At 65.8% G+C, this 13,553-nt stretch carries 11 protein-coding genes; 3 read left to right on the top strand and 8 right to left on the bottom strand.

Features of this window, described 5'->3' with window-relative positions:
* Positions 1 to 145 precede the first annotated feature (145 nt).
* Both D1Y84_RS11745 and D1Y84_RS11740 read left to right on the top strand, forming a co-directional pair.
* On the top strand, positions 146 to 913 hold the full coding sequence (locus D1Y84_RS11745) for an enoyl-ACP reductase (protein ID WP_124848782.1): 768 nt from the start codon (positions 146 to 148) through the stop codon (positions 911 to 913).
* A gap of 24 nt (positions 914 to 937) precedes the next feature.
* A complete protein-coding gene (locus D1Y84_RS11740) occupies positions 938 to 1,591 on the top strand; it encodes a DUF2278 family protein (protein ID WP_124848780.1) in 654 nt (217 codons plus the stop codon).
* Positions 1,592 to 1,749: 158 nt separating this feature from the next.
* On the opposite strand, the gene tsaE is transcribed toward D1Y84_RS11740, so the two are convergent.
* From tsaE to murC, 8 genes are all read right to left on the bottom strand, one after another.
* The gene (tsaE, locus tag D1Y84_RS11735; protein WP_124848778.1) at positions 1,750 to 2,232 is read right to left on the bottom strand and encodes a tRNA (adenosine(37)-N6)-threonylcarbamoyltransferase complex ATPase subunit type 1 TsaE; all 483 of its coding nucleotides are present in this window, start codon (positions 2,230 to 2,232) and stop codon (positions 1,750 to 1,752) included.
* A complete protein-coding gene (locus D1Y84_RS11730; RefSeq protein WP_124848776.1) occupies positions 2,229 to 3,848 on the bottom strand; it encodes an NAD(P)H-hydrate dehydratase in 1,620 nt (539 codons plus the stop codon). The genes tsaE and D1Y84_RS11730 overlap by 4 nt, the downstream gene beginning before the upstream one ends.
* A 197-nt stretch (positions 3,849 to 4,045) precedes the next feature.
* Entirely contained in the window at positions 4,046 to 5,311 is a 1,266-nt protein-coding gene (locus D1Y84_RS11725) for a penicillin-binding transpeptidase domain-containing protein (RefSeq protein ID WP_124848774.1), read from the bottom strand.
* A 212-nt stretch (positions 5,312 to 5,523) separates the two neighbouring features.
* On the bottom strand, positions 5,524 to 6,966 hold the full coding sequence (gene ftsZ, locus D1Y84_RS11720; protein ID WP_124848772.1) for a cell division protein FtsZ: 1,443 nt from the start codon (positions 6,964 to 6,966) through the stop codon (positions 5,524 to 5,526).
* Positions 6,967 to 7,082: 116 nt separating this feature from the next.
* On the bottom strand, positions 7,083 to 8,306 hold the full coding sequence (gene ftsA / locus D1Y84_RS11715) for a cell division protein FtsA (RefSeq protein WP_124848771.1): 1,224 nt from the start codon (positions 8,304 to 8,306) through the stop codon (positions 7,083 to 7,085).
* A complete protein-coding gene (locus D1Y84_RS11710) occupies positions 8,303 to 9,712 on the bottom strand; it encodes a cell division protein FtsQ/DivIB (protein WP_124848769.1) in 1,410 nt (469 codons plus the stop codon). Before D1Y84_RS11710 ends, ftsA begins: the two co-directional genes overlap by 4 nt.
* Positions 9,713 to 9,801: 89 nt before the next feature.
* Positions 9,802 to 11,013 (bottom strand): acyltransferase, encoded by a 1,212-nt coding sequence (locus tag D1Y84_RS11705; RefSeq protein ID WP_233581358.1) that lies wholly within the window; start codon positions 11,011 to 11,013, stop codon positions 9,802 to 9,804.
* 60 nt (positions 11,014 to 11,073) lie between these two features.
* On the bottom strand, positions 11,074 to 12,501 hold the full coding sequence (gene murC, locus D1Y84_RS11700; protein WP_124848767.1) for a UDP-N-acetylmuramate--L-alanine ligase: 1,428 nt from the start codon (positions 12,499 to 12,501) through the stop codon (positions 11,074 to 11,076).
* A 351-nt stretch (positions 12,502 to 12,852) separates the two neighbouring features.
* On the opposite strand from murC, the gene D1Y84_RS17740 reads away from it, so the two are divergent.
* A complete protein-coding gene (locus D1Y84_RS17740) occupies positions 12,853 to 13,542 on the top strand; it encodes a hypothetical protein (protein WP_199726397.1) in 690 nt (229 codons plus the stop codon).
* Positions 13,543 to 13,553 lie beyond the last annotated feature (11 nt).

Below are 13,553 nucleotides of genomic sequence, written 5' to 3'. Positions count from 1 at the left end.
CCAGCCCGCGCATTCGCCCCGGGTACACGTGCCACGAAGTGGCCGCCAGCCGCGCAGGCGGTCCACCAGCCAGCAGTGAATTTCCCGGGGCTGCTATCCTTTCGTTGCCCCGCTGCACGCCGGCGGGTCGAAAGGATCCAAGTTCATGCTTAACCTGCAGGGCCGCGTCGCGGTCGTCTTCGGCGTCGCCAACAAGCGATCGATCGCCTATGCCATCGCCCAGAAGCTCGCCGAAGCCGGCTGTACCCTCGCCATCGGCTACCAGAGCGAACGACTCAAGGGCGAAGCCGACGCACTGATCCAGGGTCTCGAAAACGCCAGCACCTTCCAGTGCGATGTATCGAGCGACGAAGAGATCGAGCGCTCCTTCGCCGCACTCAAGCAGCGTTACGGCACGATCCACACCCTGGTCCACTCGATCGCCTTTGCGCCCGCGCACGAGATCCACAACGACTTCCTGGAGACCACGCGCGAAGGCTTCCGCATCGCGCACGACGTCAGCGTGTACTCGCTGATCGCGCTGGCCCGTGCCGCCGCACCGCTCATGTCCGAGGGCGGCTCCATCATGACGCTCTCCTACTACGGCTCGGAAAAAGTCTTCCCCAACTACAACGTCATGGGCGTCGCCAAGGCTGCGCTCGAGTCCACCGTGCGCTATCTCGCTGCATCGCTCGGCGCGCGCAAAATCCGCGTCAACGCCATCTCCGCCGGCCCCATCAAGACCCTGGCTGCACGCGGCATCGGCGACCTCTCCATCATGCTCAAGGGCCATGCCGACCGCTCACCGCTGGGCCGCAACGTCGAGCAGGCCGAGGTCGCAGGTGCAGCCGTGTACCTCGCGTCCGATCTCTCCACCGGCGTCACCGGCGAGGTCACCTACGTCGACTGCGGCTACAACGTCATGGGGCTCTAACACGAGGGCGATAGAGTACAGCGCATGCCGATCAACCAGTACAGCGTGCTCAAGGGCACACCTCTCTCCGGCTCCATTTCGAAAGACTCGCGCCCCCACTACCTCATCGAGCTCTCTGCCGGCAGCGTGAGCTGGCAGATAGCGGTCAACGTGGAGTCCGACACCGGCTCTGGCTCCAGCGCCGAGGTGCTCTACGCGCTCGATGAAGACTGGACCCCACCGGACGCGGCTGCCTTGGCTGCCCTGCCGATGGGCGCAACCAGCCTCGCCGGCAAGGACGCTAACCCGGCCATCGACTACCTGCGCAGCCGCACACCCGCAAACCAGCCGCTGATCACCCGCGCCGCCATGACGGACCTGCCGCTGCCAGGCAAAACCGCCGCGCAGAACCTGCAGAACGCGGTGATCCAGTACCTGAACCAGGCCATCGCGGACAAAGACGGCACCATCTACGCCTTCGGCGCGCTCTACACCTCGGGCAATGGCATCCACGATATCCACATGAACCAGGGCAATCCCGCCAATGACCACGCCAGCGACAACGGCATCTGGCAGGACGGACTGCTGGTTTTCTCCATGCCCAATGCCCCGGCCGGCGCCTCGCAGTGGACCGCCATCTTCATCGCGTTCCAGGAACAGGTCTGGTCTACGGACAACAGCGGCAACGTGACTTCGTAAGTACAGAGCTTTGACTATGCAGCAAAGAAACGCGGCAACCTTCAGGGAAGGTGTATTCCCCACGAGGTTGCCGCGTTTCTTTTTGGCTTTTCAGCCCGCACTGCATCATGGCGGTCGCGGGTGGTGCCGTTCAGGCCGCTCGCCGCGGCTTCTCGCGCCTAAGCCGACTGCTGCAGTTCCTGGCGAAGCTTGACGCTGATCTTGCGCCCATCGCCACCTTCCGACTCCATCACGATCTCCCCGGCCGCGCGACGCTGGATTGAAGCGAACTTCTCGCCCCACTCCACCAGCACAATCGCGTCATCCTCCAGCAGCTCGTCAATGCCGAGCTGCTCCACCTGCCGCTCGCTTTCGAGGCGGTACAGGTCGAGGTGATACAGCGAGACGGGCTTGCCGTTGAGCGAGCCTTCGTACTCGTGCATCAGCGTAAACGTCGGGCTCGTCACCTCGTCCGGCTCAGCCGCGCCCAGCGCATCGGCAATGCCTTTCACCAGCGTGGTCTTGCCGGCGCCCAGCGTGCCGGTCAGGATCATCAGCACGGGCGGCTGCAGCGTCTTCAGCAGCTCCGCCCCGGCGCGGATCGTTTCCGCTGCATTCTCCGTGTGGAACTCCATCGTGCGCGTCGCCAGCTCTTCCGTCATTTAGGTAGGCCCTCCCACCAAACATACCCGCCTTTTGCTTCAGTCCGGTAACGAAATGCCTTCCACAGGTTTTGCAATACATCCGTGACCAGCAGAGTATGTTCATCCTGCGCACGTACCGCGATGTCCGCCGCCAGCCCGTGCATAAACACCGCTGCTTCCACCGCCAGCTCCAGCTTGTCCGGATACTGCGCGACAAACGCCGCCACGATCCCGGTGAGCATGTCGCCCGACCCGCCCTTGGCCAGCCCCGGGTTGCCGGTCGTGTTTACCGCGACCATGCCGTCGGGGTGCGCCACCAGCGTGCGCCAGCCTTTCAACACCAGCGTCACGCCATACTCCATCGCAAACCTCCGCGCCAGCCCGATGCGATCCTTCTGCACCTCGGCAATCGACATCCCCGCCAGCCGCGCCATTTCGCCTGGGTGCGGCGTCATCACCACACGTTGCCCATCCCGGTTAGCGCGTTCGCGGAACCGCGGCATATCCTTCGCCACCAGGTTCAACGCATCCGCGTCCAACACCAGCGGCACCTCGGCTCGCTCCACCAAGGCCCACACCAGCCCTGCTGCCTGCTCGCTCTCCCCCAGCCCGGGGCCGACTGCAATCACCGACTTCTTCTTCAGCAACGCGGCAAGCGCGTCCTGCCCCGGCGCGTTGAAAAAGCTGGTGTCGAGCTGCGCCTGCGCATCTTCGGGTAATGGCTCGGTCATCAGCTCCGGGGCCACCAGCGCCACCGTGTTCAGAACAGACGCAGGCACCGCCGCCGTCACCAGCCCCGCCCCTGCTCGCAGCCCGGCCAGCGAGGCCATCGAGGGCGCGCCCGCCTTGCCGTGGCTCCCGGCAAACAGCACCACGTGCCCATGCCTGCCCTTGTTGTCGTCTGCCTTGCGCGGCCTTTCGGTAATCCACTTGGCCGAGCCCGTCCAGCGCAGCTGCTGCCCGGACACAATCGCTTCGTCCGGCGATCCGATGTTGGCGATCACAATCGGCCGGGTGGCCGAGCCCGTAAGGTTGCCGAACGCATGCGCCAGCTTGGGCGCCGTAAACGTGACCACCGCGTCCGCCCGCACCACGCCCTGCTCCTCGTACGCCAGCGAGTCCGCATCCCAGCCCGACGGCAGGTCCACCGCCACGATCGGCGTCGGCAGCATCGGGTTTACCAGGTCGCGCACCGCCGAGAGCACCCCGCGCATGGGCGGCTTGAACCCCGTCCCCACCATCGCGTCAAGGATCAGGTCCGCTCCGGCAAACAGCCTCGCCACCGCCTCGGTATGCAGCTCCGCCTCCGTCGGGATCTCGGTGACCGGCACCAGCGGCTGCGAGCGATCGAACATGGCCTCAGGATCACCCTTCAACTCTTCCTTGCGACCAAGCAGCAGCACATGCGGCTTCAGCCCCGCTTCCGCCAGGGCCGCCGACGCCATCAGCCCGTCGCCGCCGTTATTGCCCTTGCCGCACAGCACCACGATGTTGCGTGCCTCCGGAAACTCCGCCGCGACGAAGCGCGCCACCGCCTCGCCTGCATGCACCATCAGCCGCGTCAGGCTCACCCCGTACTGCTCCGCCGTCGCGCGGTCGCACGCGCGCATCTCTTCCGCCGTCAAGATCTTCATCCGGTTCCTCACTCAACACAGATGCAGAAACGAAACCCAGGACCCCCTGCGCGGGAGGCGGCCACTTCGTGGCGGGTACACCAGAAAAGCAGAAGCCCTGGAACACCCGGATCGATCTTGCCGGGGTGTCTCAGGGCTTCTGTTTCTAGAAAGTACATGTCCCGAAGGGACCGCCAGCCGCGCAGGCGGCTTGGCTCTTACCGGGAAGAGTTCCCCGGCAGCGCCACGGTGGCTTCCCGCGAGGCGAAGTAGCTGTGATCCCACATGTTCTTGTAGAACAGCCCGGTCAGCTCTGCCGCCTTGGGTCCAAATGTAGCGCGGCCGCCTTCCAGGAAGATCACCGTGACGATGCGCCCGTACTGCTGCGTATCGGCAAAGCTGGCAAACCAGCCGAACCGGGTGCCGTCGTTGGAGCACGTGCCCGTCTTGCCCATCACCGGGAACTGGTTGAACGAGGCACGCAGCGAACGCGCCGTGCCCCAGCCGACTGCGCCTGCCATGCCGGGTTCAATTTCGGGAATCAGGTTCTTGATGTTGAGCGTCCGCTTGATGCGGGGCTGGTAGGTGGCGATCGCCTGCGCGGTGGTCGGGTGCTGCAGGTAGTACAGCGTGCCCCCGTTGGCGATGGCCGAAACCAGCGCACCCAGCTGCAGCGGCGTCATCGAAACGCCCTCACCGAAGGAGCACATGCGGCCGACGCCACCCTTGGAGTCAGGCAGCGGCTGCGAAGGGTACACGCCGAGCTGCTCGTTGGGGATGTTGTAGCCGGCAAGCTCGCCCAGCCCGAACTGGTTGGCGTAGTGCCGCACCCGCTCGAAGCCAAGCCGGCGGCCCAGCACTTCAAAGTACGGGTTGACCGACTTGGCCAGCGCCGTGGTCAGGTCCAGCGAGTAGTGCCCACCCAGGTTAACCGGCGTGTCCTTGGTGATGATGCCCTCGGACAGGGCAGCCAGCGCGACCGAAACCTTGATGGTCGAGCAGGGCTCAGCACCGCTGGACAATGCCAGCTTCTGGTTCACCATGGCCAGGATGCGGCCATTGTCGGGGTTGATCGCGACCACCGTGCCGTACATGTTGCCCAGCGCGTCGATGGCGGCCTGGCGCACCACCGGGTCTTCGCCCGTGGTGATGTCGTTCTGGCCTACGTTTTCGTTGGTGAATGAGTCCGCGGTGAACCGCTCGCCGTAAACATGGCGGCGGACCGCGACCCGGCGCATGCGACCATTGCGCCCCCGCACCAGCCGCGTGGTGGAAGCTACCGCCACGGCGCGTCCGTGCCGTCTACCTGCCGCAACTACGCGATGGCTGCTCTGGAGCGAGGCCAGGTGGCGTCGGGCACGCGGACTTTCCTGGACGCGCGCCGTGGCCCGGGCATGGTGCCTGCGCGTGCTTGCGGTCGCGAAACTGCTCAACGGCAGAAACAGCAAAGCCAGTACTGCAAATAAGGGCAGAATACGTCTCATGCAAAAGCTCTCGAGTCTGCTGCGGAGCAAGCCCCACCGCTGAAAGTTCAAGTCATTCATGTACTTGTCATGCAGAGCTTTACCAGGCTGCCTCGCCCGGGTGTCCGCGAATGGCGATACTTGAATGCAAATCGCCATTCAAGCGGTGGTTTATGCATTCGGTGCAATCACTCTAGCAAAGCTTTGGCTCAAATCTGCCAAAAGTCGCCCTGCTAGTTACCTCCGCGCCGCAAATACGCCGGGATCTCCAGGTCATCCTCTTCCGACTGCTGGCTTTCGGCCATGGAAAGCTGCTGCGGCTGCTGCTCCCAGCTATGCTCCGCGCGATCGCTCGCCTCGCTTTCCCACGCGCCACGCGGTCGATTTTCCGCCGGACGCTCCTCGCGGAAGTCATCGGTAAAGAACGAGTCCACCGGCTCGGGAGCCGGCCGGGCGGCAGCGCCGGTGTTTTCCCGTGCGAAGTCACGCGGCAGAAAGATCTCCTGCTCCGCGAGTTCCTGCGCCGTGGGCGCGGCCTGCACCAGGGCACTCTCACGCCGTGGGAGCCGCTGCGAAGGCGTCGGCTCGTCTTCAAGCTCGCTGGCGAACCGCGGCTTCTCGGCCGGCGCGCTCGGCTTGGCTGCTGCCTTTGCAAGGCTGGGCTGGGCGGCTACCGCCGCCCGCTCCTGCGGACTTGGCTGGCCCTGGCGAAAGCCGGTAGCAATCACAGTGATCTTGACGTCGTCGCCCATGGTTTCATCCAGCACCGCGCCGAAGATAATGTTGGCATCCTCATGCGCCGCGCTCTGGATCAGCGTCGAGGCCGCATTGACCTCGCTCAGCTTCAGCGACGACGAACCCGAAATGTTGATCAGGATGCCGCGTGCCCCGTCGATAGCGCCGTCCTCGAGCAGGGGCGAGGCCATCGCGGCCTGCGCGGCGGCAATCGCCCGGTTGTCGCCCGAACGCTGCGCCGTGCCCATCACCGCGTAGCCCATGCCCGCCATCGTGGTCTTCACGTCGGCGAAGTCGCGGTTGATGATGCCCGGGATCGTGATGATGTCCGAGATGCCCTGCACCCCCTGCCGCAGCACGTCGTCCGCCACGCGGAACGACTCGAAGAACCCGGCGTCCTGCGCCACAGCGAGCAGCTTCTCATTGGGAATCACGATCATCGTGTCCACGGAGTCCAGCAGCTCCTGCATGCCGCGCTCGGCCTGCGCCATGCGGCGCTTGCCCTCGAAGCCGAAGGGCCGCGTTACGACCGCGACGGTCAGCGCCCCCATCTCACTGGCCAGCGAGGCAATCACCGGTGCCGCACCCGTGCCGGTGCCGCCGCCCATGCCCGCCGTCACAAACACCATGTCCGCGCCTTCCAGCGCTTCAATAATCTTTTCCGAGTCTTCCAGCGCCGCCCGCCGGCCCACATCGGGGTTCGCACCGGCGCCAAGCCCGCTCGTCAGCTTCACCCCGAGCTGCAGCTTCACCGACGCCGAAGAGAGCTGCAGCGCCTGCACATCGGTGTTGGCGACGATAAACTCCACGCCCTCAACCCGTGCCGCGATCATGCGGTTTACCGCGTTGCCACCGCCGCCGCCCACGCCGATCACCTTGATCTTCGCCCCACGTGGGATCTCGTCGTGATACTGGATCCGCATCTCTTCTGCTTCGCTCATCGCACCCTCACCTTTTACTTCCATCTCGCCCTACTTCTAACCGCCTGCCAGCGCACCGCCGCTCGGCCTGCACAAACTGAAACCCGCATCGGGCCAGAACGTTCCTGGCCAGAATCCTAGATACTTCCCGCAAACATCGACCGCAGCTTGGCCCGCAGCGACCCTTCCTGCTCCGCGCGAATCGTGCTGGTGCGATGCGCATACAGCATCAGTCCTACCAGTGTCGCGTACTCCGGCTGCTGCAGTTCGGCCGGCATCCTGGACAGCGGCACCGGCGTACCGATGCGCGCCGGCACCCGCAGAATGCTTTCCGCGGTATCCAGCAGGCCGGCCAGCTTCGCGCCGCCACCAACCAGCACGCACCCCGCGCCCAGTGCTTCCAGCACCGCGCCATTCCGCAGCGAATCGCGAATCAGCGTGAACAGTTCCCGCGCCCGCGGCTCAAGAATTTCCGCCAGCGCTCTCTGCCGGATCGATCCCCGCGGCATCACGCCCTGGTCTTCCGGCTGCCACTCGATCTCGCTAGTCTGCGAGACCGAGGTCACAACCGCGTGGCCGTACTCGCATTTCAGGTACTCCGCCTCGGGCAGACCCAGGTGCTGGCCTACCGCCAAGTCGTTGGTAAAGTGGCTGCCCCCGATCGGGATCGCCGCCGTGTACACCACCGCGCCTTCAAAGTAGACGATCAGCTCCGTCGATCCCGCGCCGATATCGATCAGGCAGCAGCCCAGCTCGCGCTCATCCGGGGAAAGCGAGCTTTCCGCCGCCGCTAGCGCCTCGTACACCGTCTCCGTTGCTGCCAGCCCCGCCTTGTTGCAGCAGGTCACCAGGCTCTGGTGCGCGCTGGCCGAGCAGGTCGCCAAATGCAGCGAAACTTCCAGCTGGTGCCCCACCATGCCCACCGGGTCATGGATCCCCGGCACCTCGTCCAGCAGAAAATGCCGCGGCAGCAGGTGCAGGATCTCGCGATCGCTCGGCAGCGAGATCGCCCGGGCCCGGTCGGCGGCCGCCCGCACATCCTCCCGCGTAATCTCGCGCATCTTCGAGCCCAGCGCGATGCCGCCCTGCGAGTTCACCCCGCGCACATGGTTGCCGCCAATCCCGGCCACGCACTGCTCGATCACGGCCTGCGAGGACGCCTCCGCCAGCACCGACGCCTGGTTGATCGACTCGGTCGCCGGCTTCAGGTCCGCAATCACGCCCCGGCGAATGCCCGCGCTTGCCGCCACCCCGTGCCCGCGATACCGCAGCGAGCCTTCGTGCAGCTCCGCCACCAGCATCCGTGTCTTGTGGCTGCCCACATCCAGAACCGCCAGCACCGGCTCACCTTTCGGCGTCATTGCGACCTCCCGGCATGTGCCCTTCCTGCGTGATCTACGTAGTGCGGCACCCACTGCACCGAATGGTGCGGCCCGCGACGTTCCGAGTACCAGGCCGGGTGTTTGCCGGGGTGTTGTGCCGCATGGGCTGCCGGATGGCTGACCACAGCATGCGGGTCATGCGACCCGTGGGAACTGCCTGCCCTGGCACCGCTATGCCCGCTGTTGCCTGCCGCTTCACCTGACCCTGGGTTCGATGCAGCCACAGCCTGCGCCGCGGCCGCCTTCTGCTCCGCGGCCTCATCCGCCTGCGCGGCATCAGCCATCTTCAGCACCACCTGCTTGTCGTAGCGCAGGTCCACGGCGCTCAGGTTGGGATACTGCTGGCGCCACTCGGCCAGGTGTTGCTGATACGAGTGGTACCGCTCCAGGAAGTCGCCATTGCCGAAGTGCAGCAGGATATCCGTACCCTGCGCCGGCACCACGGCACGCACGTCATCCAGGTCGCTCAGGTCGACCTCGCTCAGCAGCGGCGTCACCTTGGTCGGCCCTGCATCCAGCGCAGCCGAGAAGCGCGCAAACAACTGCATCCGCTCCGCCCTCGCGGCCAGCGGTCCGTTCGCATCCAGTCCCGTCACTACCGGGAACGAGTAATGCCGGGCCGCCAGGGTCGCCGGGGCCATGCTCAGCAGCACGCCCTCGGCATCCACCAGTCCGATCTGCCGGCCCACGCGCACAAAGGCAACCGGCACCCGCTCCTGAATCTCGACCCGCAAGGTATGCGGCAGCAGGCGCATTACGGTGGCATGCCTGACCCATGGCTCTGCTTCCAGCGCTGCCTCGCGCTTTGCCAGCGGAACGAAGAAGATGTTGCGGCCAATGTCGGACCCGAAAGCATTCACCAGCTCGGTGCGACTTAGTTCGGTGTTGCCCGTGGCCTCGATGGCGGCCGAGGAGTCGATGCGGAAATGCGCGTCATGGGCGAGAAATGAATGCACCTCCCAGGCTGCGGCAGCGAAGCAGCCGAGCACCACCAGCACTGCCAGTGCCACAAGGACGCGGCCCACACGGGTCTGCAGCAGCAGGCGCCACCACGCGCCCTTGCGCCGCTGCCGGCCACTGGCATCCCGCTGGCCGTTGGGGCCGACCCGACGGCTGCCGCGCAGGAAAGGCGCAGCCCCGCGATCGTCCGCTGTGTCGCGGTCGAGCGCGGGGTCATAGTTGGGCACCAGCTCGCCATCGGCCCCGCGCCGTGCCGGCTTGCGCCGGCGGCTGCCAGGTGCCGCAGGCACGTCCGGGCGCAGGAACGAGTCATCCTCGTCCTCGGCGACCGCCGCACGCTGCCGGCTGGTCCATCCATCTTGGTTCAGTTTTGCCACGCCCGAGCCAGGTCGTGGAGAATCGCCACCCTGACTATAGCCCGCCACAATCGCTCCACCGCCCGGTTCCCGGGCGAATTCCTCGGCAATGATCCATATCGGTAACGCAGCGCGCTGTCACGTGCCGCGACGCCTCGTCAATCCACTGCAGGCACAGCAGCCGCCAGCGATGCCTTGTCCAGAGCACTGCGCCGCCGGATCGCCCGGTTCATGGGTTCTGCATACAGAATGGCCACGCCCCATCCAAGCACGGCCGCCGTCACCAGCACCGCGACGAACAACACGGGGACACCCGCCATCGGCTTGCCCACCGCAACGAACACCGCAAACAAGGCCACCACGGCAAACATGTGCGTCAGGTAGATCTCGTAGCTTCGCTGTCCAACAAGCAACAGGGGCGCGAGTACGCGTGGGGCTCGCCATCCCGACTGCGTCGCAGCGGCGATCACGAGCGCGACCCCGCCGCCCAGCATCGTGAAGTCCAACCCGCTGCGGCCCAGGCCCAGCTTCAAGGCCTCGACCGAAAACCCCAGGTTGAAGACCAGCACGGCCGCCCCGATTGCCCCGCAAACATAGATCCACGGGCGCGAGAGGTGCTTGTTCGCAAGGAACATGGCGGTGAGGCACCCAAGGGCGATCCCGTCCATGCCGCCCAGGTACGAGTACTCGCGCCAGACCGGGTTCGGGTTAAACCCCTTCATCCGTGCAAACGGCCCGGCAACCACAAAGCAGATCAGCAGCGGCACCAGCAGCCACTGCCTGCGCAATACGCGGGCCACCACGGGGAAAAACAGGTAAAACATCTCTTCAACGGAAAGCGACCAGAGGATGTCCCAGTTCCCCGGAAGGTAGCCCCGCGTCGCTTCCAGGTACCCGATGTGCAACGTGGCTGCCGCGAGAAGCGCCCGTGGCAGTCCGCCCGTTTTTGGCGAAACGACGTACCCCGGTACATGCACCAGGTGCAGCACACTCAGCAGCAGCAACACCAGGATCATCAGCGGGGCGATCCGTGCAAAGCGCAGCAGGTAAAAGGCTCGGACCTCGAGCGTCTCCGGTCCCTTCCACCGCCGCATGCTTGTCGACGTGATCAGGTATCCCGAAATCACGAAAAACATTTGCACCGCAAACTGGCCATTCCACACCAGTGTGTCGGTGAGCTGCGTCGGCAGCCCATGGGTATACGGCACCCGGGCTCCCAGCAGGCGCATGTTCACGTGGTTCATCAGGACGAAGAAGATAGATAGCCCACGCAACAGGTCAATGCCATCGACCCGATCCCAACTCCTGGCAGTCGCCCCGGAGAAATCACCGAGCATGGTGCCGCTTGTGGAGCCCGTCTCTTCCTGCACAGCATCTCTCCAGCGCAAACCCAGCGACACGTTTCGATCGGGAAACAAACGCCCGGCGGGCTATCGGCCTGCGGGCACTCCTGCCTTCAAGGCTTCAAGCACCAGCGGCGCAATCTGCGACACGCTCCCCGCGCCCAGCGTCAGGATCACATCCCCGTCCTCGGCAGCCATGATAGCCCGCTCGACCGCTTCGATCGCGCTCCCGGCATACCGCATGCCGGTCTGCGCCGCCGCGGCCACCAGTGCCTCGGCGGTGATCCCGGCGATCGGCTGCTCGCTCGCCGGGTAGATCTCCAGCACCTGCACCGTAGCCGCGCCCTGGAACGCCCCGGCGAACTCCGGCATCAGGTCGCGCGTGCGCGTGTACCGGTGCGGCTGAAAGATCACGTGCACCTGCCCAAACCCGCACTGCTCCGCCGCCCGCAGCGTCGCCACAATCTCGGTCGGATGGTGCCCGTAGTCATCGACCACGGTGACGCCGCGCACGCAGCCCTTGTTCTGAAAGCGCCGGTCGACCCCGCGAAACTGCCGCAGCCCCGCAATCATCTCCGCAGGCTGCACCTCGAGCTGATGCGCAATCGCAATGGCTGCCGTCGCATTCAGGACGTTGTGCGCGCCCGGCACCAGGAGGTCGAATGGACCAAGCACCGTGCCATCGGCCACAATCTCGAACCGCGAGCGCACCGGCATGCCGTCCGCACCCTCGTGTTCGGTCGCCTGCGGCGCCAGTCCGCTGGTCGTTGGGAGTGAGCGCACCACGTAGTCGGCATGCGGGCTGGTGCCGTAGGTAAACACGCGCCGTCGCACCCGCGGCAGCAGCGCGTTCAGCGCGGCATTGTCACAGCAGGCCACCACGGCGCCATAGAACGGCACCCGGTCCATGAACTCCACAAACGCCGCTTCCACGTCGGCCATGTCCCGGTAGCAGTCCATGTGCTCACGGTCCAGGTTGGTCACGACTGCCAGGATCGGCGAAAGCTTCAGGAACGACCGGTCGCTCTCATCCGCCTCCGCCACCAGGTACTGCGATTTGCCCAGGCGCGCATTCGAGTCCAGCGCATCGACCCGTCCGCCCACCACCAGCGTCGGGTCGAGCCCACCGGCGCCCAGCACGCTGGCAATCATCGACGTGGTAGTCGTCTTGCCGTGCATGCCAGCCACGGCGATGCCGTACTTCAGGCGCATCAGCTCCGCCAGCATCTCGGCCCGCTGGATCACCGGGATCTTTCTCCGGCGCGACTCGACGACCTCCGGGTTGGCGGGATCGATCGCTGAGCTCGCAACCACGACGCCCGCGCCCACCACGTTGGCGGCCGCATGCCCCAGGAACACGCTCGCGCCCAGTCGCTGCAGGCGCTCGGTGACGGAGCTGTGCCGCTGGTCAGAACCGGAGACTGAGTACCCCAGGGTAAGCAGGATCTCGGCAATACCGCTCATGCCGATCCCGCCGATGCCGATAAAGTGAACGCGCTGTGCCTTGGCAAACATGCTGTGCTAGCAGACTATCGCAGGGCGCTGGCGCCAGTTCCGGCGCGCGCCTTCTCCCCGAGGCCTCTGGCGCCCACAAGCCGTTCTTCGGGAGTGCAGACGAGGCCGAGGGGGTTGCCTGGACTACGCCCGTGCATTGGTCACCACGCAGCATGCCCCTTCCGCCGCACCCCGGGCGCAACGCGCATCCAATCGTAGGTCTGGGTTGGAAAACAAGTGTCTGCCCGCGCAACTACTGCCAATGATGCGTGTTTCCACAGACAGTCCGGCCGAACGCAGCAACGCCGGCCAAGCGGTCATACCCGCCGCGAGAAGCACGTGGCTCAGCGCGGGATGAGGAGAAATCAAATCATGAAGAACATCGTTCGCGCTCTCGCACTTTCTGCTCTGCTGGCTACTCCCTTCCTGGCAACGCCGCGTGCCGCAGAAGCACAGGTTGCGGTGGGCATTGGCATCGGCCCTGCAGTGGACTACCCCGGGTACGGCTACGGTTATGCCGATGTGGCGCCGGCCTGCTCCTACGGCTACTACAGCTACTACCCCTACTCCTGCGCGCCCTACGGCTATTACGGCGCTGACTGGTTCCTGGGCGGCGTCTTCATCGGCGCGGGCCCCTGGTACCACGGCTTTTACGGACGCGGCTGGGGCTACGGCTATGGCCGCATCGGCTACGGTTACGGCGGCTTTGGTTATGGCCGCGGCGGCTACGGTGGCTACGGCCGTGGTGGATACGGCGGCTACGGTCGCGGTGGATACGGCGGCGGCGGTTACCGCGGTGGCTATGCCGGCGGCAATGGCTATCGTGGGGGCGGCTACACGGGCGGCGTAGCCCGTGGCGGCAACTTCGCAGGCGGCGGCTACGCGGGCGCTCGCTCCGGCGGTTTCGCTGGTGGTGGCTACTCCGGCGCGCGCTCCGGCGGCTTCGCGGGCGGCGGTGGTGGCTTCCATGGCGGCGGCGCTGGCGGCGGCTTCTCCGGTGCTCACGCCGGCGGTGGCGGTGGCGGCTTCCATGGCGGCGGTGGTGGCGGCGGACACCGCTAAAGCAGGCCGAA

Origin of the sequence: Acidipila sp. EB88, from assembly GCF_003858395.1 — a bacterium.
Taxonomy (GTDB): Bacteria; Acidobacteriota; Terriglobia; order Terriglobales; family Acidobacteriaceae; genus EB88.
The sequence above is the reverse complement of the archived record's forward strand: the minus strand, read 5'-3'. Positions and strand labels throughout refer to the sequence as shown.